The 24,709-nt window shown below is 53.5% G+C and carries 27 protein-coding genes and 1 pseudogene; 15 read left to right on the top strand and 13 right to left on the bottom strand.

Going from position 1 to position 24,709, the window contains the following annotated elements; genetic code table 11:
- Positions 1-23 precede the first annotated feature (23 nt).
- Positions 24-914, top strand: a complete 891-nt coding sequence (locus tag EPD59_RS16705; protein WP_133273780.1) for a rhomboid family intramembrane serine protease — start codon at positions 24-26, stop codon at positions 912-914.
- A gap of 124 nt (positions 915-1,038) precedes the next feature.
- Here EPD59_RS16705 and mdh read toward each other — a convergent pair whose 3' ends face one another.
- Both mdh and tilS read right to left on the bottom strand, forming a co-directional pair.
- Positions 1,039-1,977 (bottom strand): malate dehydrogenase, encoded by a 939-nt coding sequence (gene mdh / locus EPD59_RS16700; RefSeq protein WP_133273779.1) that lies wholly within the window; start codon positions 1,975-1,977, stop codon positions 1,039-1,041.
- Between the two features lie 118 nt (positions 1,978-2,095).
- Positions 2,096-3,424: a tRNA lysidine(34) synthetase TilS gene (tilS, locus tag EPD59_RS16695; protein WP_133273778.1), complete on the bottom strand. Its 1,329-nt coding sequence runs from the start codon at positions 3,422-3,424 to the stop codon at positions 2,096-2,098.
- 117 nt (positions 3,425-3,541) lie between these two features.
- Here tilS and EPD59_RS16690 point away from each other — a divergent pair, with 117 nt between their 5' ends.
- From EPD59_RS16690 to EPD59_RS16655, 10 genes are all read left to right on the top strand, one after another.
- Complete coding sequence (locus tag EPD59_RS16690) at positions 3,542-5,269, top strand: OstA-like protein (protein WP_133273777.1); 1,728 nt, start codon at positions 3,542-3,544, stop codon at positions 5,267-5,269.
- Positions 5,270-5,302: 33 nt separating this feature from the next.
- The gene (locus EPD59_RS16685) at positions 5,303-6,130 is read left to right on the top strand and encodes an outer membrane protein assembly factor BamD (protein WP_133273776.1); all 828 of its coding nucleotides are present in this window, start codon (positions 5,303-5,305) and stop codon (positions 6,128-6,130) included.
- A gap of 61 nt (positions 6,131-6,191) precedes the next feature.
- Positions 6,192-6,533, top strand: coding sequence for a DNA-directed RNA polymerase subunit omega (locus EPD59_RS16680; RefSeq protein WP_133273775.1), 342 nt, complete (start codon positions 6,192-6,194; stop codon positions 6,531-6,533).
- A gap of 24 nt (positions 6,534-6,557) precedes the next feature.
- A complete protein-coding gene (locus EPD59_RS23830) occupies positions 6,558-7,109 on the top strand; it encodes a flavoprotein (protein ID WP_165963641.1) in 552 nt (183 codons plus the stop codon).
- A 22-nt stretch (positions 7,110-7,131) separates the two neighbouring features.
- The gene (gene coaBC / locus EPD59_RS23825; RefSeq protein ID WP_317128390.1) at positions 7,132-7,815 is read left to right on the top strand and encodes a bifunctional phosphopantothenoylcysteine decarboxylase/phosphopantothenate--cysteine ligase CoaBC; all 684 of its coding nucleotides are present in this window, start codon (positions 7,132-7,134) and stop codon (positions 7,813-7,815) included.
- Positions 7,808-8,230, top strand: coding sequence for a type IX secretion component PorD family protein (locus tag EPD59_RS23315; RefSeq protein WP_133273774.1), 423 nt, complete (start codon positions 7,808-7,810; stop codon positions 8,228-8,230). Before coaBC ends, EPD59_RS23315 begins: the two co-directional genes overlap by 8 nt.
- The gene (porD, locus tag EPD59_RS23310; protein WP_133273773.1) at positions 8,206-8,718 is read left to right on the top strand and encodes a type IX secretion system protein PorD; all 513 of its coding nucleotides are present in this window, start codon (positions 8,206-8,208) and stop codon (positions 8,716-8,718) included. Before EPD59_RS23315 ends, porD begins: the two co-directional genes overlap by 25 nt.
- Positions 8,719-8,949: 231 nt before the next feature.
- Positions 8,950-10,308 carry a DNA repair protein RecN gene (locus EPD59_RS16660; protein WP_317128389.1) on the top strand — a complete coding sequence of 453 codons (1,359 nt, stop codon included), beginning with the start codon at positions 8,950-8,952 and terminating at the stop codon, positions 10,306-10,308.
- Positions 10,257-10,622 (top strand): DNA repair protein RecN, encoded by a 366-nt coding sequence (locus EPD59_RS23820; RefSeq protein WP_317128388.1) that lies wholly within the window; start codon positions 10,257-10,259, stop codon positions 10,620-10,622. Before EPD59_RS16660 ends, EPD59_RS23820 begins: the two co-directional genes overlap by 52 nt.
- Before the next feature lie 261 nt (positions 10,623-10,883).
- On the top strand, positions 10,884-11,705 hold the full coding sequence (locus EPD59_RS16655) for an enoyl-ACP reductase FabI (protein ID WP_133273772.1): 822 nt from the start codon (positions 10,884-10,886) through the stop codon (positions 11,703-11,705).
- 97 nt (positions 11,706-11,802) lie between these two features.
- On the opposite strand, the gene EPD59_RS16650 is transcribed toward EPD59_RS16655, so the two are convergent.
- Entirely contained in the window at positions 11,803-12,888 is a 1,086-nt protein-coding gene (locus EPD59_RS16650) for a lipase family protein (protein WP_133273771.1), read from the bottom strand.
- Positions 12,889-12,921: 33 nt separating this feature from the next.
- Positions 12,922-13,365, bottom strand: a complete 444-nt coding sequence (locus EPD59_RS16645) for a hypothetical protein (RefSeq protein ID WP_133273770.1) — start codon at positions 13,363-13,365, stop codon at positions 12,922-12,924.
- A gap of 327 nt (positions 13,366-13,692) precedes the next feature.
- On the opposite strand from EPD59_RS16645, the gene EPD59_RS16640 reads away from it, so the two are divergent.
- Positions 13,693-14,112, top strand: coding sequence for a TerB family tellurite resistance protein (locus tag EPD59_RS16640; RefSeq protein ID WP_133273769.1), 420 nt, complete (start codon positions 13,693-13,695; stop codon positions 14,110-14,112).
- Between the two features lie 8 nt (positions 14,113-14,120).
- Here the strand turns inward: EPD59_RS16640 and EPD59_RS16635 are convergent, their stop codons facing one another.
- Positions 14,121-14,801 carry a metallophosphoesterase gene (locus EPD59_RS16635; protein WP_133273768.1) on the bottom strand — a complete coding sequence of 227 codons (681 nt, stop codon included), beginning with the start codon at positions 14,799-14,801 and terminating at the stop codon, positions 14,121-14,123.
- Positions 14,802-14,932: 131 nt separating this feature from the next.
- Positions 14,933-16,510 carry a S8 family peptidase gene (locus EPD59_RS16630; protein WP_133273767.1) on the bottom strand — a complete coding sequence of 526 codons (1,578 nt, stop codon included), beginning with the start codon at positions 16,508-16,510 and terminating at the stop codon, positions 14,933-14,935.
- A gap of 158 nt (positions 16,511-16,668) precedes the next feature.
- On the opposite strand from EPD59_RS16630, the gene EPD59_RS16625 reads away from it, so the two are divergent.
- Together EPD59_RS16625 and EPD59_RS16620 are read left to right on the top strand one after the other, a co-directional pair.
- Positions 16,669-17,307: a class I SAM-dependent DNA methyltransferase gene (locus EPD59_RS16625; RefSeq protein ID WP_133273766.1), complete on the top strand. Its 639-nt coding sequence runs from the start codon at positions 16,669-16,671 to the stop codon at positions 17,305-17,307.
- On the top strand, positions 17,304-17,783 hold the full coding sequence (locus EPD59_RS16620; protein ID WP_133273765.1) for a hypothetical protein: 480 nt from the start codon (positions 17,304-17,306) through the stop codon (positions 17,781-17,783). Before EPD59_RS16625 ends, EPD59_RS16620 begins: the two co-directional genes overlap by 4 nt.
- Before the next feature lie 112 nt (positions 17,784-17,895).
- On the opposite strand, the gene EPD59_RS16615 is transcribed toward EPD59_RS16620, so the two are convergent.
- The 6 genes and pseudogenes from EPD59_RS16615 to EPD59_RS23815 form a co-directional block, all read right to left on the bottom strand.
- The gene (locus tag EPD59_RS16615) at positions 17,896-18,594 is read right to left on the bottom strand and encodes a hypothetical protein (protein WP_133273764.1); all 699 of its coding nucleotides are present in this window, start codon (positions 18,592-18,594) and stop codon (positions 17,896-17,898) included.
- Between the two features lie 619 nt (positions 18,595-19,213).
- Positions 19,214-19,750: a hypothetical protein gene (locus EPD59_RS16610; protein WP_133273763.1), complete on the bottom strand. Its 537-nt coding sequence runs from the start codon at positions 19,748-19,750 to the stop codon at positions 19,214-19,216.
- Between the two features lie 10 nt (positions 19,751-19,760).
- Positions 19,761-20,120 (bottom strand): hypothetical protein, encoded by a 360-nt coding sequence (locus EPD59_RS16605; protein WP_133273762.1) that lies wholly within the window; start codon positions 20,118-20,120, stop codon positions 19,761-19,763.
- Positions 20,121-20,182: 62 nt separating this feature from the next.
- On the bottom strand, positions 20,183-20,860 hold the full coding sequence (locus tag EPD59_RS22750; protein ID WP_240731456.1) for an ABC transporter ATP-binding protein: 678 nt from the start codon (positions 20,858-20,860) through the stop codon (positions 20,183-20,185).
- A 296-nt stretch (positions 20,861-21,156) separates the two neighbouring features.
- Positions 21,157-21,993, bottom strand: a pseudogene (locus tag EPD59_RS22745) (ABC transporter transmembrane domain-containing protein); the annotation flags it as partial.
- A gap of 391 nt (positions 21,994-22,384) precedes the next feature.
- Complete coding sequence (locus EPD59_RS23815; RefSeq protein ID WP_317128538.1) at positions 22,385-22,465, bottom strand: hypothetical protein; 81 nt, start codon at positions 22,463-22,465, stop codon at positions 22,385-22,387.
- Between the two features lie 228 nt (positions 22,466-22,693).
- Between EPD59_RS23815 and EPD59_RS16590 the strand changes: the two genes are divergently transcribed.
- The gene (locus tag EPD59_RS16590) at positions 22,694-24,259 is read left to right on the top strand and encodes a M28 family metallopeptidase (protein WP_133273761.1); all 1,566 of its coding nucleotides are present in this window, start codon (positions 22,694-22,696) and stop codon (positions 24,257-24,259) included.
- Between the two features lie 73 nt (positions 24,260-24,332).
- Here EPD59_RS16590 and EPD59_RS16585 read toward each other — a convergent pair whose 3' ends face one another.
- Positions 24,333-24,707 carry a hypothetical protein gene (locus tag EPD59_RS16585; RefSeq protein ID WP_133273760.1) on the bottom strand — a complete coding sequence of 125 codons (375 nt, stop codon included), beginning with the start codon at positions 24,705-24,707 and terminating at the stop codon, positions 24,333-24,335.
- Between the last annotated feature and the right edge of the window lie 2 nt (positions 24,708-24,709).

The following is a 24,709-nucleotide window of genomic DNA, read 5'->3' as shown; positions in this document are numbered from 1 at the left end:
GGTTAACACCTGCTGCGTTTTTCATGAGTATTGTAAACGATATCCGCACCGCCTTTAGCCGCCGCGACAATGCCTTGAATCAGCTTTTGCTGATTAACATCATCGTATTTGTTGTGCTAATTCTGATCAAGGCGGTAGCGTTTTTGGCTGGAGGCGCGGGCATTTACGAGACCATTGTGCGCCTCTTTAGCCTGCCCGCCGACTTGGGGGCGTTGGTTCGGCGGCCTTGGTCGGTGCTGACGTATGCTTTTCTCCACCAAGGCTTTCTGCACATTATTTTTAATCTGCTGAACCTGTACTGGTTTGGCTCTTTGGTGCGCGAGTACCTCGGCGACCGAAAGCTGGTGAGCCTGTATATTCTGGGCGCCTTGGCCGGTGCGGCGTTGTTTCTGTTGGCTTACAACTTGGTGCCGGCTTACCGCAACGGGCCATTGGCAGAAGTGTTAGGCGCCTCGGGCGCTGTCACGGCTATTATTGTGGCCGCGGCCACGTTGTTGCCCGATTACACTTTTAGCCTGATCCTGATTGGCCCGGTCAAGATTAAGTATATCGCCATTGTCATCGTTATTATTTCCTTGGCGGGCATTGATGGTGGTAACGCGGGGGGCGAAATCGCGCATATTGGGGGCGCAATTTTCGGCTTCAGCTTTATCAAGCTGCTTCAGCGAGGCACTGATTTAGGGCGGCCGGTGCAAGCCATCGGTGACTGGCTTGGGGGGCTTTTTTCTGGGCGGCCGCGTCTGCGGGTTACACACCGTAATCAACCTGCTGAGCCCGCCGCTACGCGTAAAGGCAATATTGTTAAGCCTGAGCAAGACGAGATTGACTTAATTCTGGATAAGATTTCCCGCTCCGGTTACGAGAGCTTATCGAAGGATGAAAAGCAGAAGCTGTTCAGGGCAAGCCAGAAGTAACACCGCTCGCTTCGTTGGAGCTACCATTGCAATCAAACACGCGAGATGCTTCGCTCTGCATGACCAGCGCAAAAAAGCCCCCAGACTTAGTGTGGGGGGCTTTTTTATATGTACTGAATAAATGCTAAGCAGTCTGAGTCATTTTGTCCAGCGCTTCCATTACCTCTTTCACGTGGCCACGCGAGGTTTCGAGCAACTGTTTCTCTTCATCATTGAGTTGCAGCTCGATAACGCGCTCAATACCATTTTTACCCAGAATAACTGGAGCACCAAGGTAAACGCCGTCGATACCGTATTCGCCTTCTAACTTAATGCAAACGGGGAACACGCGGCGCTGGTCGCGCACGATGGCTTCTACCATCTGAGCTGCGGCAGCACCGGGAGCGTACCAGGCCGAAGTACCCATCAGCTTCACTAACTCGCCACCACCAACGGCGGTGCGCTGCACGATAGCATCAAGCTCGGCTTTGCCAATAAGCTCGGTTACCGGAATACCGCCCACCGTAGTGTAGCGGGGCAGGGGAACCATGGTGTCGCCGTGGCCACCCATCAGTACTGCCTGAATGTCTTTGGGGCTCACGTTCAGAGCTTCGGCTAGGAAAGCGCGGTAGCGGGCCGTGTCCAAGATGCCAGCCATGCCGAATACCTTCTCGCGGGGCAAGCCGGAGGTGAGGTGGGCTTGGTAGGTCATCACGTCGAGGGGGTTAGAAACGACGATGATAATGGCGTTGGGCGAGTACTTCACCACCTGCTCCGTTACCGATTTTACGATGCCAGCGTTGGTCGAAATCAGGTCGTCGCGGCTCATGCCGGGCTTGCGGGGCAATCCGGAAGTAATAACAACCACCTCGGAGTCGGCGGTGCGGCTATAGTCGCCGGTGACGCCTACGGTACGGGAGTCGTAACCAATAATAGGAGCTTTCTGCCAGATGTCCAGCGCTTTGCCTTCGGCGAAGCCTTCCTTAATATCAACGAGAACAATTTCGTTGGCGATTTCGCGGGTGGCGAGTACATCAGCGCAAGTGGCGCCCACGTTGCCAGCCCCAACTACGGTAACTTTCATCGGGTGAGGAATTGGGAGTGAAATATTGGATTCGCGTGGTAAAAGTAAGCGAAAACGCTTTCCATGCCGGAGGTTTTTGCAGAGGGAAAGAAGAAAACATCCGTTGGACTGCCTTACGCTACATTCGGCGCAACAGCAACACCCGTTGGGTTTCCTCCGTCACTTTATACCGCTCATCGGGTCGGAAACCGATAACCCAGGCAATACGCTGGTCGGCGGTTACGAGCACGCGCACGTCGTCCTTGAGGTTGAGCGGCACTTTTTGGTCGATGAGAAAGTCACTGATTTTTTTCTTGCCCTTCATCCCGATGGGCATAAACCAGTCGCCTTCCTGCCAGCGCCGCACGGTGAGCGGGAATTGAAGACGGTCGGCATCAAGCGCCGCTTCGTTTTTCTTTCGGAGCACGCCGAATCCTTCTGCCTCCTGCAAGTCGGCCGTGAGGTGCATGCCCTCGGCAACTAGCTTGGTTTGGCCCGCCTGTAGCTGGTAAGTGCCGAAGCTTGTGAGGTTTTTGCGGGTAATAACCAACTGGTCGCGGTCCTTCACCAGCGTATGTGTCGGCGACTCGAAGCGGCGGCCCGCGGTGGCTTTAAAGGCGGCCACAATCTCTTTTGTAACCGGGAAAGAGAAATTGAACGGTCGCAGCAACTCATGCAAAACCAGCGTGATGGCTGCCGTAGCTTGCAGGGTGGCAATGTTGAAATAGGTTACCTCCTCTTCCTCTGTCTGCGCTTGGGCAGCAGTGTCGGCCACATAGCGGCGCACAATTTCCTCGGCTCCACCCACGCGCTCGGCCGTGTGCTCCAGGGTCTGGTCGAGGTTAGGATTGATTTCGCGCAGCACGGGTAGCACATCGTGGCGCAGACGGTTGCGCTGATACGTGGTGCTATCGTTGGAGGCATCCTCACGCCATACTAGGCGGTTTTCCATCACATACTCGAACAGGTCTTCTTTGCCAATGCTTAGGAAGGGCCGAATGACGTAACCGTTTTTGGCCTGAATACCGTGCAAGCCAGCCAACCCAGTGCCGTGCGTCAGGTTGAGTAACATGGTTTCGGCAGCGTCGCGCTGGTGGTGGGCGGTGGCAATGTAGCTAAGCTGCTGCGTTTGGCGGATGCGCTCAAACCACTCGTAGCGCAGCGCCCGGGCCGCCATTTGGGTAGAAATACCTTCTTGGGTAGCAAATTCTTTGGTTTGAAAGAACTCGGCGAAGTAAGGGACATCATATTTCTTGGCCAGCTTGCGCACAAATTGCTCATCGGCATCGGCCTCTTCGCCGCGCAGCCCAAAGTGGCAATGCGCAATAGCAAACGGCACTTCCAGCCGGTACAACACGTCGGCCAGAGCCACGGAATCGATGCCTCCACTCACGGCAACTAGAAGCTGGTCGGTGGTGGGGGAGAAGAGGTTTTTTTCTTCGATAAACTGGCGGACACGGTCGAGCATGAAATGTCAATAATTTAGCAGCGGTGAAAGCTCCTTCTGGGGGGTAAAATCTACGACGAAGGCACTACGCTGCAAAGATGGGCGTTACCACCGGGCCTTCTGTACCTTTGCGGCGAAATGCGTTTTCTACGACTCCTCTTTTTTCTGTTGTTGCTGCCCCTGGCTGTGCTGGCCCAGCAACGCCCGACCCCCAAAGGCGGCACTCCACCCAAAGGCCAACGCATTGAGCTACTGACGGCAGGCGAGCTGGTAGGCGGTGATTTCAACGGAGTAGAAATTCGCAAGCTGATTGGGAATGTGAGCTTTAAGCAGCAGAACACCTTTATCTACTGCGATTCGGCTTATCAATATATTGGGCGTAATGCGTTGGAGGCGTTCAGCAATGTGCGCATTGTAGAAAACGATACGCTGACGATTACCGGCGACCAAGCCTTTTACGACGGCGACACGCGCAAAGCGCGCATGACGGGCAACGTAGTGATGCGCGACCCGCGCATGACCCTCATTACGCAGGCCCTCGACTACGACCTGAACCGCAAGCAAGCATATTATACCAATAATGGCCGGCTGACTGACCCCGAAAATACACTTACCAGCCAGCGAGGGTACTATAATACGGCGACGAAAGTGTTCAGCTTTCGGCGCGACGTGCGCTTGACTACCAAAGACAACCTCATTACTACTGACTCTTTGCAGTATAATACGGTGTCGAAGATTGCTTACTTCTTTGGCCCAACGCGCATTACGGGGCAGGAGGGACGCAGCCTGTATGCTGAGAACGGCTATTATAACACGATTACTCGCGTTTCTAACTTTCAGCGCAACGCCAAGATTGAGACGCCTGACTATCTGCTTGGGGGCGACAAGCTGGTGTACGACGAAGCTCGGCAGTACGGGGTGGCTACCGGCAATGTGTCGATGACTTCCAAGAAAGATAACATCGTGATTCGGGGTGATGTGGGGCGCTATTGGCGGGCATTGGGGAAAGCCAAAGTGTACGGCACGCCCGTGATGCGTAATATTTCGGATCGTGACACGCTGTTTTTAGCCGCCGATACGCTGATGAGTGTGGAAGGGCAGCCAGGGCAAACGTCGGGGGGCATTATTTACGCCTTTCCCAAAGTGCGCATCTTCCGCGCCGACTTGCAGGGCCGCTGCGACTCGCTGACCTATGACCGGCAAGACTCCATTATTTACTTGAACCGCAATCCGATTCTGTGGAGTGACAAAAATCAGCTCACCTCGGATAGCATGGAAATACAGCAGCGTCGCGGCAAAATCGACCAGATGCGCCTGTATGCCAACGCTTTCATTGTGGGCCAGGATACCTTGCTCAACTTCAACCAAGTGAAGGGGCGCAACATGGTGGCGTACTTCGGTGATAACAAAATAAAAAAAGTTGACGTGGTTGGCAACGCGGAGAGCCTCTACTTTGCTCTTGAGGGTGACACCACCACGACCGGCATGAATAAAGCAGTTAGCGCCACGATGGCGCTTCGCTTTGCCGACAACAAGCTTCAAACCATCACCTTCCAAACCAACCCCGACGCCAGCTTTATTCCGCCCCACGAGCTTAAAGAGGAAGACAAAACCTTGAAAGGCATGCAGTGGCGCATCAAGGAACGACCAAGCCGTCGGGCTACGTTAGGAAAACACTTCAACCCGCCCGCCAAAGCGAAACCAAAAAAGACGAATACCAAGACCCAAAAAAGCCCCCCAAAGGCAAAACCAAAAGCCGCCCCGAACGCCAAAAAGCCCCCAGCCGCTCGGTACCTGTTCGTGCGGCGGTCAATTAAAAGAAGCGTTCCGCTACTGCTAGCGTCGTCCGCGTTTCCTGCCGTTTGATTCGGCTCCGTATTCCGTTACCTTTGCGTCCTTATGCCCTTGTTTCGCCCTACCTTCTTTCTGTTGTTACTGAGCGCTTTGCTGCTCGGCTCGTGCAGTGGCTACCAAAAGCTGCTCAAGAGCGACGACGTGAATAAAAAATACACTGCTGCCATTAAGTATTATGATGAAGGCGACTTCTTCAAGGCTGGTACTCTGCTGGAAGAGCTAATTCCGCTCTTGCGTGGCCGCCCAGAGGCGGAGAAAGCTCAGTTCTTCTTTGCTAATACGAACTTCCGTCAACGGAATTACACCTTGGCTTCGTATTACTTTAAGTCGTTTTTCGAGACATATCCCAATTCGACCTACGCTGAAGAGGCTTCGTTTATGTACGCCAAGTCGCTTTTTCGCGACTCACCGGAGTTTGAACTCGATCAGACCAACACTTTCACGGCACTGGAAGCGATTCAGGATTTTCTGAATCGCTACCCCACCAGCCAGTTCCGTCCCGAAACGGAAAGTATGTCGCAGGAGTTGCAGAAGAAGCTGGATATCAAGGCTTTTGAAAGTGCGCGGCTTTACTATCAGCTGCGGTATTATCAGTCGGCGGTAGTCGCGTTTACAGCTTTCCAGCAACAGTTTCCGGCCTCTGCCTACAATGAAGAAGCCGCTTATCTGAAGGTAGCTGCCCAGTATTATTACGCCAAGGAAAGTGTGGAGCAAAAGCAGCGTGAGCGGTACTTGGAGGCTATTGCCTTCTACCAAAGCTTCGTTGATACGTATCCGCAGAGCAAAAACCTGAAACAGGCGGAGGCATTTTATGACGATGCCCGCGCTGAGGTGGCTAAGCTCAAACCTGCCCCCGACGCTGCCGTCAATTAGATTTCAATGGGTACATGAGCCATGCATGTACTCATCCAACCAGTAAACCATTTGATTTAAGATGAAAACTCCGAATAACGTCCCCGCTTCCATCGTAACCCGCAACCTGTCGGAATTTGCTGACCAGACCGGCAACGTGTATGAGTCGCTGGCTATCATTTCTAAGCGGGCTAACCAGATTTCTGTTACGCTGAAGGAAGAGCTGAACAGCAAGCTGGCCGAGTTTGCCACCACGGTCGACAACCTGGAAGAAGTATTTGAAAACCGCGAGCAGATCGAGATTTCCAAGTACTATGAGCGTCTGCCTAAGCCTACTAACCTGGCTGTAGAAGAGTTTTTGGAAGGCAAAGTATACTTCTCTACGCCCGCTGAAGGCGAGACGCCAGCCCGCGCTGCCGAGTAAGTAAAGCCTCCTAACTACCGCACAATGGCGCTGCAAGGCCGTAAAATTTTGCTGGGCGTGTGCGGGAGCATTGCCGCGTATAAGTCCGCCCTCTTGGTGCGACTCCTGGTAAAGGCCGGGGCTGAGGTGCAAGTCATTCTGACTGCCTCGGCCTCGGCCTTTGTTACGCCCCTTACCCTCGGTACATTATCCAAGAATCCGGTTCTGACAGGGTTTTTGAAGAATGAAGCGGCCGGTGAGTGGCACAACCATGTGGATTTGGGCCTGTGGGCCGATGCGCTTGTCATTGCCCCGGCTAGCGCCAATACGGTAGCTCAGTTAGCGAATGGGCATTGCCCTAATCTGCTGGCCGCGGTGTACCTCTCAGCCCGTTGCCCCGTGTTTTTGGCGCCCGCTATGGACCTAGATATGTACGCGCATCCAGCCGTAACGGAAAACCTTGCTCGCTTGCGCCGTTTCGGCAACCACGTGTTCGATTCACCCCCTGGCGAGCTGGCAAGTGGCCTTTCAGGTCCGGGCCGGATGCTGGAGCCGGAGGATATCATGCGGAAGCTAGAGGAGTTTTTTAGTAACTAGGCACTAGTCATGCAAGTAAAGCATGACCAGCTTTCAAAACCTCATTATGCGCGTCCTCATCACGGCTGGCCCAACGTACGAACCCATTGATCCAGTGCGCTTTATCGGTAACCACTCAACCGGTAAGATGGGTTACGCGCTAGCCGAAGCCTTTGCGGCTCGGGGGGCAAATGTGACGCTGGTAAGCGGCCCAACGCAACTCCGCATTCACCATCCACTCATTGAGGTGGTAGCAGTGCAGACGGCTGACGAAATGTACGCCGCTGCCGCAAAAATTGCCCCCCAGGCCGATGTGTGGGTATTTGCCGCCGCCGTAGCCGATTATAAGCCGCGGTCAATGGCCCCAAACAAGATCAAGAAAGATGGCGATACGCTGACCTTAGAGTTGGTGAAGAACATTGACATTGCCGCTACGCTGGGCAAACAGAAGCGCCCTGAACAATTTTCGGTGGGTTTTGCGTTAGAAACAAATGATGAGGAAGCCCACGCTCGCGCCAAACTCCAGCGTAAGAATTTCGACCTCATTGTGCTCAACTCTCTGCGCGACGCCGGTGCGGGCTTCGGCCACGATACCAACAAAGTGACGCTGCTGACCGCTGGGGGGCAAATGTCTATCTTTGAATTGAAGCCCAAGACCGAAGTAGCCCACGACATTGTGCAAACCGTTTTGGCGTCGCTTTCTGCCTTATCTGCTCCCCATGCGTAACCTGCTGTTTGCATTCTGCTGTCTGTTTTTGCTGCTGGTACGCCCGGCTCAAGCTCAGGAGCTATTGGCTGAAGTAAGCGTGACCACCGAAAATGTGACTATCGCTGATCAGCAACTCGTGCAGCAGATGCGGACGGACATCCAGTCGTTTCTGAACACGCGCACTTGGACCAACGTCACGTATCGGCCCGAGGAGCGTATTCGGTTTCGGTTGTTTGTAGGCATCACGGCCATTCCCCAAACCGGCTCCTATAAAGCCACTGCGCGCATTATCACGGAGCGGCCCGTGTACGGTACGGGGTATCAAACCAATCTGCTGTCGTTTGCCGACCGGGGTTGGTCGTTTAATTATTCCCCCAGAATCCGCTCGACTATTCCGACAACGTATTTGTGTCCAATCTGTCGTCGCTGCTGAGTTTCTATGCTTATATCGTCATTGGCATGGACCAGGATAGCTTTTCGCCGTTGGGGGGCTCGCCCTACTACGACCGGGCTCGCAACATCCTGACTACGGCCGCGTCCCAAACTCAGGAAGGCGACCAGGGCTGGCGCGATGGAGAGCCGCGCAACCGCTATTGGCTCCTCAATAATTTGCAGGATCCTCAGCTAGCGGCCTTCCGCAACGGAGTGTATGCCTACTATCGGCAAGGCCTTGATATCTTTGTAGAGAAGCCAGAAGAAGCCCGCGCTAGTGTGTTTAAAGCACTGCAGGGCGTACAGGCTGCCACCGTTCGCCGGCCGGGTACGCTGCTGGCCCGCGCTTTCTTCGATACGAAAGCCGACGAAATCGCGAACATTTTCCGCACCGCCTCCGACCCCCAGCAGAAGGCGCAGGTAGTAACCCTGCTCACGGAAGTAGACCCCACCAACTCCGCCAAGTATCAGGCGATTATGCAGCGCTAATTCGAGAGCTGTAGCTAAGTGGGTGTTGCTAAATAATTTGGCTTATTTTTGTCTAGTCACGGGAATCAACTAATTTTATTAGTTGTAATAGTATCAATGCTTTGAAGAGAAGCTAAAGAACATTTCTTGCCTCTTACTTCACGGCGTATTCCTAAAAAAAGCCCCCCAGCGCAGGCGTTTCGAGTGTGAAGTTTTGGGCTGAGCCGCTGCTATTCTTATTCTTAAACTTGTATGCTGGTTGATCTTCGCATTCAAAACTACGCGCTGATTGAGGCGCTGGAGTTGCGGCCCTCGGCCCTCCTCAATATAATTACTGGTGAAACAGGCGCGGGCAAGTCGATCATGCTGGGCGCCATTGGGTTACTGCTCGGCAATCGGGCCGATTCGCGTATGCTGTTCAATACAGGTAGCAAATGCGTGATTGAAGGCCAGTTTGATATCTCTAATTATCAGTTACAGGATATCTTCGATTCCGAAGACTTGGACTACGACGCTCAATGCATTCTGCGGCGCGAAATTAGCCCCACAGGCAAGTCGCGGGCCTTCGTAAATGACACGCCGGTAACGCTGGAGACGTTGCGGAAAATCGGTGCCAACCTCATGGATATTCACTCCCAGCACGATACGCTGCTGCTGGGTGATGCCGTATTTCAACTCAATCTGCTTGACTTGTACGCCGGCTTGGTGCCTACGCGGGGCCAATATTCCAATGCTTACCGCCAGTATCGCAAGCTAGAGTCTGACCTGAAAACGCTGGAAAATCAGGTGGCGCAGGCCAACAAGGAACTGGATTACCACAGCTTCCTGCTCAGCGAACTGGAAGAAGCACGCTTAGATCAGGAAAACCAGGAGGAACTGGAGCAAGAAATAAAGCAGCTCGAGCACGCCGAAGAGATTAAGTATAAGCTCAGCCAAGCGTACCAAAGCTTGTCGGAGAGCGAGTACTGCGCCACGGGCAGCATGAAGGAAGCGGCCACAATGCTGGGCCAGATTGCCGCCTACGCCGATTCTTTCCAGACCCTTAAAGCTCGCCTCGATAGCTGTCTCATCGAACTCCACGACATTGCTGACGAGGTAGAAGCCGCTGAGCGTCGCACGGAAGGCGACCCCGCCCGCATCGATGAGCTGCAAGGCCGCCTGAATGTGCTGTATAACCTCCAGCGCAAGCACCAGGTCCGCGACTTAGCGGCCCTCATCGAAGTGCGCGACCAACTGCGCCAGCAAGTCGGTTCGGTGTTGAACTTGGACAAAGAAATTGCCCGCCTGCGTAAAGACACCGACGGCGCTCTGGCCACCGTGACCAAGCAAGCTGCTCGCCTCTCCGAAAGCCGGCGCAAAGCATTCCCCAAGTTCGAGAAGGAGTTAGCAGCTCTACTGTCCGAATTAGGAATGCCGCATTCACGCATTGTAGTGCAGCACACTACCAGTCAGCCCACCGCCAGCGGTACCGATGTGGTAAGCATTCTGTTTACCGCCAACAAAGGCGCCCAACCCCAAACGCTCAGCAAAGCAGCCTCGGGGGCGAATTTTCTCGCCTCATGCTCTGCATTAAATACATGCTGGCCGATAAGACGGCTTTGCCAACGATAGTATTTGACGAAATCGACACCGGTATTTCCGGCGAAATCGCGGTGAAAGTGGGGCGTATGATGCAGCAGATGGCCAAGAAACACCAACTCGTAGCCATATCTCACCTACCCCAGATGGCTGCCGCCGGCGACGCGCATTACTTCGTGTACAAAGAAGATCGCGCCGACCGCACCATCAGCCGCATTCGTCAATTGAGCACCGAAGAGCGAATCCGTGAAATTGCGCACATGATTGCCGGCGCCAAACCCAGCGAGAATGCCTTCGAAAGCGCGCGGGAACTGCTGGCGATGCGCGGTGAGGCAATAGCCGCCTAATATTGATGGCTGGTAGAGCCAAAAGACAAGATTAAATAAGGTGGTCATGCAGAGCGGAGCGAAGCATCTCGCGTGCTGATGTTGCCAAGCTAAACAACGAAGCGAGCGAGATGCTCCGCTCTGCATGACGGTTTATGGGAAAAGGCTTCATGGCAATCAATTTGGCTCCGCTTCTGCATGATGTTATTGAAGAGCATAGTGGTGTTTTTTATTTTTTCGCCTCTTTTGTACTTCCTAACTACCAACTCCTACATTCTCTCCATGTCCAATAACCTACTCGCTGGCAAAGTCGGCATTATCTCCGGCGCTCTTGATTCTAAATCCATTGCTTGGAAAGTAGCCCAGAAAGCGCACGCCGAGGGTGCCCGCTTTGTGCTGACCAACGCTCCGCTGGCCATGCGTATGGGCGAAATCAAGCAACTAGCCGAAGAGTGCGGCGCCCTTATCGTGCCCGCCGATGCGACCTCCGTGGAGGAGCTGGAAAACTTGTTTTCGCAGGCAACCGAGCATCTGGGGGGCAAATTGGACTTCGTGCTGCACAGCATTGGCATGAGCCCGAACATTCGCAAGAAGAAGCACTACGGCGAACTGGACTACAAATTCTTCCAACAGACCCTGGACGTGTCGGCCCTGTCGTTTCACAAAATGATGGCCGTAGCCGAGCGCCAGGACGCGATGAAAGAATGGGGCAGCATTGTAGCCCTGTCGTACATCGCCGCCCAGCGCGTATTCCCCGACTACACGGATATGTCGCAGGCCAAAGCTATGCTCGAAAGCATTGCCCGCAACTACGGCTACCGCCTCGGAAAGCTCAAAAAGGTGCGCGTGAATACCATCTCGCAGTCGCCGACCAAAACCACCGCCGGCACTGGCGTAGGCGGCTTCGACGCTTTCTACGACTACGCTGATAAGATGTCGCCGCTGGGCAACGCTCCCGCCGAAGCCTGCGCCGACTATTGCATTACTCTCTTCTCTGATTTGACTCGCTACGTAACCATGCAGAACCTGCTCCACGACGGCGGCTTCAGCAGCACCGGCATTTCGGAGGATGTAGTGGAGGCCTTGATGAAGATGAATAGCTAGTTTTAGTTAACAAGTAATACTGAAAAGCCCGTTCTATTTACAGAGCGGGCTTTTTCATGGGCGAATAAAGTATCGACGGCTGGGGGGCTTTTTTGCTTTAGGGTAATCGTTCGGCCAGATAATAATAGGGCTGAAAAAGGTGATGCATGAATAGCTGATCTTGGTTGTCGGGAAACTTAGCGCGGTAAGCGGCATCAGCAGGCAGCACGATGGTTGTGCCGGTGCGCACGTAATGACTGCTGGGGTAAAAAGCGGGTCCTTGATAATCAGGCACCTGCTTTTTTACGGTCCGCATCACATACTTGCCCAGGTAGCGCTGATACCGCCGTTGGGCCCGGCGTGAAGGCTGTTCCATCTGAGCATAAGCAAAGCCCAAGGCCAAATTCTGCGGAAACTTCTGCTTTTTAATCAGCGACTTGGCCCCCACAAATGGATTAACCGGGTTGAAGTCACTCAACGTCTGGACGGAGAGCGGGAATTCTGGTACCCAATCCGCCGGATTCAACACGTTGAAGGCCCAGCCACCCTGCGTGGCGGCTTCATAATCGTAAGCGAAATAGAGGTTGCCCGGCTTGGGCCCCGCGCTGCAATAGGTTTTGAACTGAATATCAGCCGGCAAGAGGCCCTGCTGTTGCAGGGAGCGTACGTGCGCTGTGAGCAGATACGCCAATGCACCACCTTGGCTGTGACCCATAATTATGATATCACGTGTACCACGGCGGTGCAACGAATCTACTTTAGCCAAGATATCATCAGCGAGAAAAGCGGTGCCCAGCAGCCAGCCAGCATGTACCGCCGCCTGCGGATTAGTGGCCAGTGCGTATTTGAACGTGCGGGTGGGAGTGAGGCGCAGCTCACCCGTAGCCGGCAGCATAGCAGCGTAGAAATTCTCCAGCCAACTCACGGAGTTGGCCGTGGTGCCGCGCAAACTAATAACAGCCGTTGAGTTGGCGCTAGTCCACAAGTCCCAGCGGTTATCGAGGCCGACTACCGACGAGCGGTATATCATCCGGAAGCGGGTCGGTCGCGGAATTTCTCCGAAAAATGTGGTGTCAGCGATGCGCGCGTGTAAACGCAGTAGCTCCAGATATTCCGCTTTGTCAAAGCCGGGCTTCAGCTGTTGGGCCAGAAGGCTGCCGGCTCCCACCAGCATGCAAAAGAGGGTGAAAGCAACGCGCAGCATCAGCAAGTAGGTTGGCGACTACTTCTATACAATCTACTGGCTTAGTGGTTTCGTCAGGTCGAAATCAGCCTGAAACCGAAGCTGCCCATCGCGCTTCAAAATGTAGCTAAACGTCTGGCTGTCTTCGCTAACTACCGTCGACCACTCATTGGTAGCTGCCGCTGGGATTAGTTTGGCAGTGTAATCGTCTGCTGGAAAGCTTTGGCTAAGCGGAGTGCCACCGGCCTTCGCGTAGCCCCCGTACATGGTCACCGAATCGGGAGTGCCATCGGGGTGTCGGTGGTCGTGCTTGAGCAGCAGGCCTTCGTTGCTTTTGGTGAATACCCAAGTCCGAGATTTATCCTCGCCTACCTGAAAGGGCACGCGTATTTCGGTGGGTGAGCAGCTTTGCACCCGCATCACCAATGCCTTACCTGCGAACGGGTCTTTGTCGCCTTCCGGAAACACCACTTTGCCCTCATACGCCTTGTCGCACAAGGTGCTCAGGCTCCTAAAAAAGTCTTCGGATGGCGTGGGGGCATTTTGGCACTAGTACAGCCAAGGGCAAAAAGGACCAGAAGTAGGTAAGCGTTTTTCATGGCTGCTACGTATTACGAATAGATTCCTTGACTGAAATTCGTAGTGTGTATGGATGTTAATATGCCTCATTCTGCTTTGAATCGCACTGTTAGAGCAACTCAGCCAATCAATGCTAGGTATGCGGGACCAGTAAGGTACGCGTTCTAGGCTTGAGCTGAGTTGACAGCACCTACCCACCACGAGGCCGGTCACAGGCACAAAACCACCCTAATTTTTCATCATCTCATGCAAGACCATCATAACCTCGAAACGCTGCTGAATACGCAGCAAAAGAAATTGAGCTTTTTTCAAAACCTGGTGCTGATTGCCGCCGCCGATGGCATACTTGATAAGAGCGAAGAAGAGTTTCTGCTCCAAATAGGCAAGAAACTGGGCTTGACGGCCGAAGACGTGCAGCCTATCGCGGATAATCTCGGTGTACTCAGCTTTGTGGTGGCCTCCGAGGGTATGCAGCGCACACTCGAACTGCAAACTCTGGTGCAGATGATGTTGCAGGACGGCCAGATTGACCCCCGCGAATACGGCCTGTGTATGGAGTACGCTAACCGTATCGGCTACAGCAAAGAGATACTAGATGATATGGTAACCCAGCTTGCCGGCGGAGCACCTACGGGCGACAACCGCAATCCGCCCACAGTGAAGTAGTGTTTTTGTCAGCGGCCTTTCACGCCGGGGTAAAGCGTCTGCACGACATCACTTTGCACAAACTCTTTGGTGCGCACATTCAGCAAGCTTAGCTGCCCGCCGTAAGCTGCGCCCTGATCGAGGTTCCACACGTTGGCTCGCTGGCTCGGTACCGCGCTGGCGGGCCAGGTAGGCGTGTGGCCGATGAAACATTCGTTGTAGTCCTCCGCGAACATGCCATTGCGCCATAGCGTGCGGTCCCAAATCAGGCTGTAAGGATCTTGCTCGGCTATGGGTAGGTCGGGGTCGTAGCCGCCGTGTACATACATGTTGCCTGCTTCATCCTCAAAATACGGAAGCTGCTTGCCAAAGAAAGTGCGAAAGTGCCGTTCGATCTGCTCTTTCGGGCCCCGCTCATACGATTCGAACGTAGCCCGGCCGCCTTGCTGATACCAAAGCATATTTACCTCCGGCCGTGGTGCCTCAGTTGCCATCCACTCAGCCGTCCACCAGTCGTGGTTGCCTTGTAGCCAAATACTGTTCGGAATATGAAGCAGCCGCTCCACGCACTCAGCTGTTTCGGGCCAGCCATCGGATACGTCGCCCAAGTGAATCAGGCGGTCGATTCCGGGCCGAAAGGGGCTGCGCTCCAATACCTGCTCAAGCGCGCGGAAGGCCCCGTGGATGTCGCCAAGAACGTATGTTTCCATGCTAAGGTACTACGAGCCGAACAAGATATGGGCTATAGTTGAGTGGGGGGCTTTTTTGGTATTTCTGTTGAAGCTGAATGGCCTAGCGACGTACGATTGTGCGTCGCTAGGCCATTCAGGTAAACGAGACGCTATAAAGGCAGGGCGCCCACAGCAGCGGCGGCATTCACGCGGCCCCACCCGAAGCTGCTGCTGCGCGCCGTGCGGTTAGAACTGGCAGCTACTAAGCGGCTCATAATCTGAGCGCGGGTTTCAGTAGGGTGCTGCGCCCATACAAGGGCCGTAATGCCGGCCATCGTGGCAGTGGCAACCGAAGAGCCCCCCACGGTGCTCGGCGCGTCGCCGCTCATGGCCAGCGACAACACGGTGCGGTCGTTGCTGGGCTTCTGCATCACTACCGCAAACTCCACTTTGGCCCCCACGTGGCAATCGTCGCAGCGGGAAGTAAGGTTGTCTTGTAAACCAGTCACGGCCACCATTTCGGATAGGGTAGCCGGAAAAGTAACTCCCACAAACCCCGATGACCAGTCGAAGGAAGTGCCGGCGGCGCAGAAGATGAGCTTGCCGCGGTTGTAGGCGTAGCGGATGGCATCAGTCATTTGCGACGAGCTAGTCAGGCGGCCCATACTCATGCTGATAATGCGCACATCGGTGCGGTTGCCGGCCAGAATGTAGGCATCAGACACGCCTTTTACTTCGCGGCTGGCATCGAGAAATACATCTTGGGCCGCGCGAATCGTAATCAGATTGGCATTGTAGGCCACACCTACCGCCGCGCCATCGGTGCCACGTGGGGCCGCCGCTACGCCGGCCATACTGGTACCGTGCCCGCAGCCGTCATTCGGCGTTTCTACCGGACCCGTAGGAATACCGAAAATAGAAGCGCGCGGCAAGGTTACCAGCCGCTCAATGGTGCGGCCCTGACTCAAGCCCTGATTGAAAGCCGCGCCCAGATTTTCCTGCGCATCCGATGAGCCCGAGTCGATAATGACGATTTTGATGCCTTGGCCCGTGCTCTGGCTCCAACTCGACCGAATTCCGTGAAACTGATCAGCCTGATTCCAGGATGATTTGCTGCCGTTGGCTAACACCGTGTAGTCGGAGCCCTCCACCAAGCTGGTGTTCAGAACATTATTGTCGCAGCCGCTGCTGCTCAGAATGGCCGCGCTGCTGTTATTCGTGATTGCCTGCTGGCGGTTCGGCTCGTAGCCCATCGGCTCGGCGTAGCGCACGAGCCCCGAAGTGCGTAATTTCTGAATCGTGCTCAGCTCGCGCACCGTCACGTCGAGCACGGGCAGCACATTTTCCTCGAACGCTACTACCTGTGTCTGGGTTAAGTCGGGATTGGCTTTGCGCTCCTCGGCCATGATCAGCTCCAATACCTGCGCACGGGCCGCTTTCCATTCCGCCAGCGAGGCAGCATCGGTGGGCAGCTCGCCCATGAAGCCGGCTGGCTTGTAGCCCACCGAGAGCACGTGGTCGGAGCGGGTAAGCGCGCTCCAGACAAAGTGCTCCGACGCCTGGTTCCAGTCGAAGCGGCCGGTTTCGCGCAAGCGGCTTAGTATCTGCGAGTCGAGCTGCTGGGTGCTTAGCGACACCTTGGGGTCGGCTGTGGGCCGTGGGGTTAGCTGCTCGTCCGCTTGTTGTTGACAGCTTGTTAAAAGAACTGCCAACAATGCCGTAGTAAGAATAGAGGTAGAAGTGCGCATGGGCTGAGGGGTGGGATAAGAGTGAGAGAAAGGCATCTACTGGAATGAATATCAGCATTAAACGCAAGGAATGCTAAGCTTAAAATCCACTAAAAAAGGAGAGCCTCAGGGCCATGACAATAGGCGCAAGAAGACCGCGCGTTTCGCTATATTCACCTATGAACGTTCAAGATGCCTATAACACCTGGGCCGACAGCTACGACAACGTCCAGAACAAAACCCGCGACCTGGAAGCCCGCGCTATCCGCTCGATGGTGCTTGGGGGGCCTTTTGCCGAGATAATAGAGCTGGGCTGCGGCACCGGCAAAAACACTGAGTGGCTGGCTACCCAGGCCACCCACCTTACTGCCATCGATTTCTCGGCCGAGATGCTGCGCCGGGCCAAAGAGAAGCTGCCGCACCCCCACATCAGCTTTCAGCAAGCCGATATTATGCAGCCGTGGCAGTTTGCCCATTCGCCCGCTAGCCTCATCACGTGCAGCTTGATACTGGAGCACATCCACAATCTCGATTTCGTGTTTGCCCAGGCACACCGCTCCCTGCAGCCTCAGGGCCTGTTCTACATCGGCGAGTTGCACCCGTTCAAGCAGTACGAGGGCAGCAAAGCCCGCTTCGATACGGCCGCGGGGGGCATTTTTGAGCTGGAATGCTACGTTCACCACATCTCCGATTTCACGGAAGCAGCCCGCCGCCACGGCTTCAGCTGCGTGCGCCTTCAGGAGTGGTTCGACGATGACAACTGCACCACCACGCCCCGCATTGTGGCTTTCCTTTTCCAACGGCAGGACAACGCATGAAAAAGCTCGGCATATTTCTCTTTTTTCAAGCGGCAGTGCTTACGGTTTCTGCTCAGGATATGAGCATGACCAAAACTAAATTCGTCGTGGGTGTGTCGGGGCCGGAGCTGCTGCACGCTGGCGTGGGGTTCGACTTAACCTCAATAAACCAGTTGGGTTTTACCGTCGGGGTGGGCCCAACGTGGGGCGGCGTGTGGCCTACGCTTAACGCGGAACACCGCCTATATTTTGGGAAGGTGCAGGCTAGTACCAACCGCCGAAAATTATTCTTCCGCCAAGGCGCCACCTATTTTACAGAAGACGAAGAAGGCGCGGGCGTATTGTCGTTGGGTATTGATTTAAAATCGAAAAAAGCGAACAGAGGCTGGACCATCGACGTGGGCTATTTTCTCCTGTTTCCGCGCACTGAAGACAGACACCGAGATTCATTCCCAGCGGTGCGTTTTCAGTACTTCAGCTATTTCAAAAAAGGATAAAGAGCTGGTGTTAAACCAATCAAAAAAGCCCCCCAGCCGAGTAGAATACTCGCCGGGGGGCTTTTTTTGCCTTCAAAATAGATTGGGGCTCGGACCTGCTATATTTCGTTTATTAATCTTCTTCCTCTACCAACGTGTCGGCCTGAGTCGTGGCTTCGTAGGTGTCAGCGTACTTAAAATCGTCGAGCCAGTAAGCGGAGCTAACCACGTCAAATACGACGGATTTTTCTTCGCGCTTCAGGGGTTTCAGCTGCCAGATGATAGATGGGGCTTCGGGGAAGCTGGTGCCATCGAGCTGCTCGTGAAACAGGCGCTTGAGCAGGGTGCTATCGGGCATACCTTGGGCTAGGAGGCGTAGGAGTGGGGCTTCAGGCTGGGTGTCGAACAGGGCCAGGGCTTCGGCGTCATCGGTAGTGAGCTGCACTTGAAACTGCACGGCTTCGGCCCGCGGAAACTTGCCGTTGTAGGCAGTGTACAGCAGTTGGGTAGCTTTAAAAAAGCCTTCGTGCTGCTCTAGCTCCGGGTTTTCTTCCCACAGCTTCTCGGTGAGCATCTGGTGGGCCAGGTTTTCTATCTGGCCGGCCGTAAGCTGGTCTTCAAAAAGATACTCCAATACGAGTTGGGCCGCCTCGGTAGACTCCAGGTCGGTGAGGGCCATGTGGCACATGGTTTTGAGCTCGTCGGGGGCTATTTCGTCGGGGTTATCGTAGCCGGTTTTGAGCAGGAGAGCTTTGTAGTCTTGGGGTTGCCAGGAGTTTGGCAGCTCCGTAAGGGAATCGAAGGATAGGCGCTCTACGGTGAATTTTTGCATGATCAGGAATACGTGGGGTGGCCAGCGTTGGCCACGGGCGGGACTGGTCCGCCGGTATCCTGTGTACGGAAGCTGGACAGAAGCAACTAGAAATGCCCCCCAGCTTCTTGATTTAGGTTGCCAAAAGCTAAATCAGCAAAATACCTTTTTTTGATTCTATTTGGACGATCAGTATTACGACAGTTATAGATTATATATTCCAATGTATAGGATTACTAAAAAAACAAAAGGTAGTATGCTTAAAATAACTTGGGATTTTCTATCTATTGACGAAGAAAAAATTATTGCCACGCCAATAAGATAGATAGGAATGGAAAATGCGAGTAAGTATGGCGTAAGACTTAAAAACGTGCCTATTAATTGAATAGTAATACCAATGATATGCCTCTTATTTTTTGGTTTGTTAGTGTTATTCACGGCTTTAAGGTATTCTTCCATAATACAATTAGGATCATCACTGGCGCGAGCTTTTAGCTCGTGACCAACTATGTCGGGAGGCTATGCCTCCCCCGTCAGAACATTACCATTACAACAATCCCGGAACCGCGTTGCCGCTACAGCGGCAGATGAGGTTCAACCTCATCCTGATTTCTAGTCACGAGCTATAAGCTCGCGCCAGTTAATTTTCTATAGGTTCCCATTTTCCCTTGGTGAAGAATACGTTGTTGAATTTAGGAGAGTTAAATACCAAGTAGAAACCCCAAGTGTCACGGTAAATAGTGGGATTAGTAGTTAAAATATGATGTGTTGGCTGTTGCATATGCAAGACGAGCCGTTCTGAACTATATGGTTTTAATGTGCTGATTGTTCCCTTAAATACTTTAGCTATATCATCTTTTTGTGTTAGGTAAAAATAGATTGAATCATTTTCCTTGATTTCAAATCTAAAACTCTCGTATTGCCAATCTGCTTGTTTTCCTGGAAAATAGCTTCTGTCAATAACATACTCGCCATAAAAATCTTCTTTTTCAAGTGTTACTTTAGAAAGCAAAATGTTGAGAAAGCTGCCGATAATGATAAGTGTAAATATTGCAGCCCAAATAATTGCAAGTGATATGATGAAAAACTTTTTCTTTGTCAGAAGCCAGACTATTGAAAGAGCAGCCGTTAGAGGAAGTAGTATAAAGATGAAAAATAAATTAAATCCGAATCCCATTTTTCTTATTTTATTTTTTTATGTCAAATTTGTCTATTATTAAGCTAATTGGTAGATCAACTTTCTCATCTGTATAAATAAGCCACACATTTTCTGAGACGAACTCATAGACCTTATTCACTCCCTTTAGTTTTAGATGTGAATAGAGCAAATCAATGAATTGGTCTGAATCCCACTCAAGCCCTAATCCGCCACGTCCAGAATCTCTTATTTCTGTTTCTAGTAATAAGTTTTCGCCTGCTAGCTGAAGTTCTACATTATAGAAAGCAAATATGGGTGCGATGCGCTCATAATCTGCGGGACCGCCCATTATCGTTTCTGTATATGGTGGTTTATCAATCTTAGTAATTTTAGTTATGGTTACTTCCATCAGATTGCCGTGAGTTCAGTGAGGTAGATATGAGCTTCGAGTGTAAGTATAACTTACTGTCCTCACGCTGCCGTATCCTCCACTTCATCTCCATCGTCCACCATCACCCGCGCTAGCTTCTCGATATTGAGGCTGCGGGCCGAGGCGTCGAAAATCTCGCGGTAGGCGCCGCGTTTGTCGTATAGCTCGTCGTGGGTGCCGCTTTCTACCGCGCGGCCCTGCTTCATGACGTAGATGCAGTCGGAGTCCACGATCTGGGCGAGGCTGTGGGAGATGATGACCACCGTGCGGCCCTGCTTGATGGCGTCGAGCGAGTTCTTGATTTGCTCGGTGGCAATGGCGTCGAGGGAGGCGGTGGGCTCGTCGAGGAAGATGATGGGCGGGTTTTTGAGGAAAAGCCGGGCAATGGCAATGCGCTGCTGCTGCCCGCCCGACAGCTGCTGAGCATCGGACTGATACTGCTGGGGCAGGGCCATAATCTGGTCGTGGAGGTAAGCCTGCTTGGCGGCAGCCTTTATCTCGTCCAGGGTTGCCTCGAAGTTGCCGTAGCGGATGTTTTCCTCGATGCTACCCTTGAAGATGTGGTTTTTCTGGAGCACCAGCCCGATGCGCTGGCGTAGGGCGTGGGTATCGTAGTCGGAAAGGGGACGGCCGTCGAGGAGCATTTCGCCGCTGTTGGGCTCGTAGAACTTGCACAGCAGATTGAGAATCGTGCTTTTGCCCGCCCCCGAGAGGCCCACCAGCGCGGTGGTTTGGCCGGCCGCAATGGTGAGGCTGACGTCGTGGAGGGCCTGGGTGCCGCTGGGGTAGGTGAAGTCGACGTTGCGCAGCGAAAAAGCCCCCGGAGCTGGTCGGGCGGGGTGGGGCCGGTGCGCTCGGTTTCGGTGGTGGCGTCGAGGATATCGAAGAAGCCTTCGGAGTAAGTGAGGGCCTCGTTCATCTCGTCGTAGATGCGGTGGAGCTGGCGAATGGGGGCCGACACGTTATTAAACAGCAGAATATGGAACATGATGGCCCCGATGGAAATCTGCCGATCCAGCACCAGGTAGGCGGTCAGGATGATGATGAGCACCACGCCAATCTGCTCCACGAAGGTTTTGAGGCCGTCGAAGAGGAAGTTGGTTTTGCGGGTTTCGAGCTGGGTGGTCACGAGGTTGCGCTGCATGCTAGCCTGTTTTTCGCCCTCGTAGTCTTCGCGCACGAAGCTCTTAATCACCACAATAGAGTCGATGATGTTGATGAGGCCCTGGCTGCGCTGCTCCCGCAGGCCGCGCAGACTACGGCGCACGCCGTTGAGCTTATCGGCCTGCCGGTAGCTGATCCAAAAGTAGATCGGGAGGATGCCCAGCGCCACTAGTCCTACGTACATGTTGGCCGTGAACATGATGATGAGGGCCACAATGGAGTTGGCAAACAGCGGCAGAATGTCTATAAAGAAGTTTTGGACCAGCTTCATTAGGCTCTCCACACCGCGGTCGATGCGGGTTTGGAGCTTGCCGGTTTGGTTGCCGCTGTCGGAATAGAAGCCGAGCTGGTAGGTCAGAATCTTATCCACCGCCGACTGGTGTAGGGTGCTCGAGACATTGATGCGGATTTTCTCGCCGTAGAACTTCTGCCCAAACTGAATGAAGGTGTTGATGACCTCCTTACCCAGCAGCAGGGCCGTTACTGCTAGTAGCAAATTTGCCCCCTGAGCCAGTCCGAGGCCTTTATCCAGCAGCCCTTGCACGGTATCCACCGTGTAGCGCAGCACAAACGGATTGACCTGCGCCGCCAACGACCCTACCAGCGTCAGCAACAACGTGCTGATAACCAGCCCGCGGTAAGGCAACACATACGGATACAGGCGCCGAATAATTTGCCAAAGACTCATAGAAGCAGCGGAACAGTGAAAGCTGCTGAGTTAGACGAAGGAGGCGGGGGTGAGGTTATTAAGAGAAGAGTATTAAGACAATGGCACTATGAATTTTTGCCGCACTCTATTAAAACATGATAAAACGAACGTCATGCAGAGCGGAGCGAAGCATCTCGCGTGCTGATGCAGGATTACCATTCTTACTAAACACGCGAGATGCTTCGCTCCGCTCTGCATGACGTGCTGGTATTTAGTCTGACCAAGTGTTGAGATCAATAGACGTCCACGTCGGGTTTATGATGGAAATCAGAGCTTCCTTCTTGACACGGCTCCAGCCTTTAATTTCTTTTTCGCGTGCAATAGCTTGTACCGAGTCAAGACAAATCTCAAAGTATACCAGTAGATTACATTAGTAGCGGCCGGTGAATTTGCCAGCATTTCCTAGATTTTGACTGTGCTCATGGAGGCGTCGCTCCAAGTTGTTAGTCACGCCTGTGTAGAGGACTGATCGGGAAGGATTAGTAAGAATGTAGATATACACTGGACAGTTGTAGATATGCAATAGCGTGTTCAATTTTAAAGATATACCATTGCAACATCAGCACGCGAGATGCTTCGCGTTGCTCTGCATGACGTTCTGGAGGATAGCTGTGCGCAACTCTCGAGCTTTTCCCGGTACTTTAACTTCTAAATAATCTTTCACCACCAACCAAACCACATGACGACATTCCGACTCTTAGCCTTGGCCGGTAGCCTGGCTCTGGCCGCGCCTACCTTGGCTCAACAGGCCGAAAAAGTTGATCAGGCCATGATTGCCAAGATCAAAGACGAAGGTATGAACCGCTCCAAGGTGATGGAAACCGCCTTTTATCTCACCGATGTATGCGGACCACGCCTGGCTAACTCCGACGGCTTGAAGCGCGCTAACGAATGGACCAAAGGCCAACTCACCAAGTGGGGCATGAGCAACGCCAATATCGAGCCCTGGGGCGACTTCGGCCGCGGCTGGGACATCGAGAAATCGTATATCGCTATGACCGCGCCGTATTACCACGCCATGATAGGCGCACCCAAAGCCTGGACGCCTTCTACTAGTGGCGCGGTGAAAAAGCAGGTGGTGTATGTAAACGCCGCTACCGAAGCCGACTTAGCCAAATACCAGGGCAAGCTGCGCGACAAAATCGTGCTAACAGCGGTGGCTGTGCCACCCAAAACTACTTTTGAGGCCGACGCCACCCGCTACACCGACGAGCAGCTCACCAAAATGATGGAAGCGCAGCCTGCGCGCCCAACCACCGAGGACCCCGCCATGACGGAGCGCCTGAACGCCCGTCGTGCTCAGGCTGCCTTGCGCACTAAGCTCAATGAGATGCTGATGAGTGAAGGTGCTGCCGCGGTACTCAGCAGCACCCGTGGTGGCTCGCACGGCACGTTCTTTACCAGCAATGGTGCTCCATACGCCGCCGACGCAAAGCCGGTATTGCCCGAAATAGAAATGTCGCCCGAGGACCAACTGCGCCTGATTCGGTTGGTAGAGGCTGGCATTCCGGTGGAAGTGGAAATGGAAACCAAGACTCGTTTTCAAAACACCGACCTGAAAGGCTACAACGTCATTGCCGAAATTCCTGGCACCGACCGCAAGCTGAAAAGCGAAGTGGTGATGCTTGGAGCTCATATAGACTCCTGGCACGCCGCCACTGGCGCCACCGACAACGCGGCCGGCTGTGCCGTGATGATGGAGGCCATGCGTATTCTGAAAGCGACTGGGGTAAAGCCTCGCCGTACTATCCGTATTGCCTTGTGGGGCGAAGAGGAGCAGGGTTTGCACGGCTCGCGCAACTACGTGAAAAACCACTTCGCCGACCCCGCTACCATGAAGCTGCTGCCCGAGCATGAAAAGCTGGCTGGCTACTTTAACCTGGATAATGGCAGCGGCAAAATCCGCGGTATCTATTTGCAGGGTAACGAGGGTGTAGCGCCCATCTTCACGGCCTGGCTCCAGCCCTTCGCCGACATGGGTGCTACCACTATCACGCCCCGCAACACCGGCGGCACCGACCATCTGGCCTTCGACGCCGTAGGCTTGCCCGGCTTCCAGTTCGTGCAGGATGGCCTCGACTACAACACCCGCACTCACCACACCAACCAAGATACCTTCGACCGCCTCCAGGCCGATGACCTGAAGCAAGCCTCGGTTATCGTCGCTTCTTTCGTGTACCACACCGCCATGCGCGACCAGAAGCTGCCGCGTAAGGCGCTGCCGGCGGCCGTGCCGAAGTCGTAGTATTTAGTTTTAAAGTCGAAAAAAAGCCCCAGAAAATATCTGGGGGCTTTTTTAATGCTCGTTGGGAAATATTTTATTTTGCATGTCGAAGTAAATACACGAGGCCACCTTCGCCGTAGGAGGTCATCTGCACAACTTCCCATCCGTCTGCTGTCACTGTATTTATTGTTTTTATTAAAGTATCGCGCATCTCCTGATTACGCTTTGCTTGCACCATTAGCATTTCGCTGAAACCTAAATCAGCGAAATTTTTTGGCATCCCATTCAGCTTAATTTCTCTTTGTTTCTGAAAGGTTGGAGTGAAAGTGATAAATGCGGAGTCGGGTAATACGTTAGGCGTAAAAAAGATCTGCATATAAGTAAAAACACCGGCCGCACTAGCAGGGGCTGCATTTGACTGGCACGCTTGGCTTATAAGAACAAGCAGAATCATAATAATTTTTTTCATAA

Origin of the sequence: Hymenobacter radiodurans, from assembly GCF_004355185.1 — a bacterium.
Classification (GTDB): Bacteria; Bacteroidota; Bacteroidia; order Cytophagales; family Hymenobacteraceae; genus Hymenobacter; species Hymenobacter radiodurans.
The sequence above is the reverse complement of the archived record's forward strand: the minus strand, read 5'-3'. Positions and strand labels throughout refer to the sequence as shown.

Bases quoted from the DNA above. Each gene is read 5' to 3' on its own strand.
- EPD59_RS16585 (WP_133273760.1), bottom strand. From the start codon at position 24,707: ATGAAAAAAATTATTATGATTCTGCTTGTTCTTATAAGCCAAGCGTGC.
- EPD59_RS16630 (WP_133273767.1), bottom strand. From the start codon at position 16,510: ATGCGCACTTCTACCTCTATTCTTACTACGGCATTGTTGGCAGTTCTT.
- EPD59_RS16660 (WP_317128389.1), top strand. From the start codon at position 8,950: ATGCTGGTTGATCTTCGCATTCAAAACTACGCGCTGATTGAGGCGCTG.
- EPD59_RS16640 (WP_133273769.1), top strand. From the start codon at position 13,693: ATGCAAGACCATCATAACCTCGAAACGCTGCTGAATACGCAGCAAAAG.
- EPD59_RS16625 (WP_133273766.1), top strand. From the start codon at position 16,669: ATGAACGTTCAAGATGCCTATAACACCTGGGCCGACAGCTACGACAAC.
- coaBC (WP_317128390.1), top strand. From the start codon at position 7,132: ATGACCAGCTTTCAAAACCTCATTATGCGCGTCCTCATCACGGCTGGC.
- EPD59_RS16685 (WP_133273776.1), top strand. From the start codon at position 5,303: ATGCCCTTGTTTCGCCCTACCTTCTTTCTGTTGTTACTGAGCGCTTTG.
- EPD59_RS16590 (WP_133273761.1), top strand. From the start codon at position 22,694: ATGACGACATTCCGACTCTTAGCCTTGGCCGGTAGCCTGGCTCTGGCC.
- EPD59_RS23820 (WP_317128388.1), top strand. From the start codon at position 10,257: ATGCTCTGCATTAAATACATGCTGGCCGATAAGACGGCTTTGCCAACG.
- tilS (WP_133273778.1), bottom strand. From the start codon at position 3,424: ATGCTCGACCGTGTCCGCCAGTTTATCGAAGAAAAAAACCTCTTCTCC.
- mdh (WP_133273779.1), bottom strand. From the start codon at position 1,977: ATGAAAGTTACCGTAGTTGGGGCTGGCAACGTGGGCGCCACTTGCGCT.
- EPD59_RS16605 (WP_133273762.1), bottom strand. From the start codon at position 20,120: ATGGAAGTAACCATAACTAAAATTACTAAGATTGATAAACCACCATAT.
- EPD59_RS16680 (WP_133273775.1), top strand. From the start codon at position 6,192: ATGAAAACTCCGAATAACGTCCCCGCTTCCATCGTAACCCGCAACCTG.
- EPD59_RS16650 (WP_133273771.1), bottom strand. From the start codon at position 12,888: ATGCTGCGCGTTGCTTTCACCCTCTTTTGCATGCTGGTGGGAGCCGGC.
- EPD59_RS16620 (WP_133273765.1), top strand. From the start codon at position 17,304: ATGAAAAAGCTCGGCATATTTCTCTTTTTTCAAGCGGCAGTGCTTACG.
- EPD59_RS16615 (WP_133273764.1), bottom strand. From the start codon at position 18,594: ATGCAAAAATTCACCGTAGAGCGCCTATCCTTCGATTCCCTTACGGAG.
- EPD59_RS16610 (WP_133273763.1), bottom strand. From the start codon at position 19,750: ATGGGATTCGGATTTAATTTATTTTTCATCTTTATACTACTTCCTCTA.
- EPD59_RS23315 (WP_133273774.1), top strand. From the start codon at position 7,808: ATGCGTAACCTGCTGTTTGCATTCTGCTGTCTGTTTTTGCTGCTGGTA.
- EPD59_RS16690 (WP_133273777.1), top strand. From the start codon at position 3,542: ATGCGTTTTCTACGACTCCTCTTTTTTCTGTTGTTGCTGCCCCTGGCT.
- EPD59_RS16655 (WP_133273772.1), top strand. From the start codon at position 10,884: ATGTCCAATAACCTACTCGCTGGCAAAGTCGGCATTATCTCCGGCGCT.
- EPD59_RS16705 (WP_133273780.1), top strand. From the start codon at position 24: ATGAGTATTGTAAACGATATCCGCACCGCCTTTAGCCGCCGCGACAAT.
- EPD59_RS16635 (WP_133273768.1), bottom strand. From the start codon at position 14,801: ATGGAAACATACGTTCTTGGCGACATCCACGGGGCCTTCCGCGCGCTT.
- EPD59_RS23830 (WP_165963641.1), top strand. From the start codon at position 6,558: ATGGCGCTGCAAGGCCGTAAAATTTTGCTGGGCGTGTGCGGGAGCATT.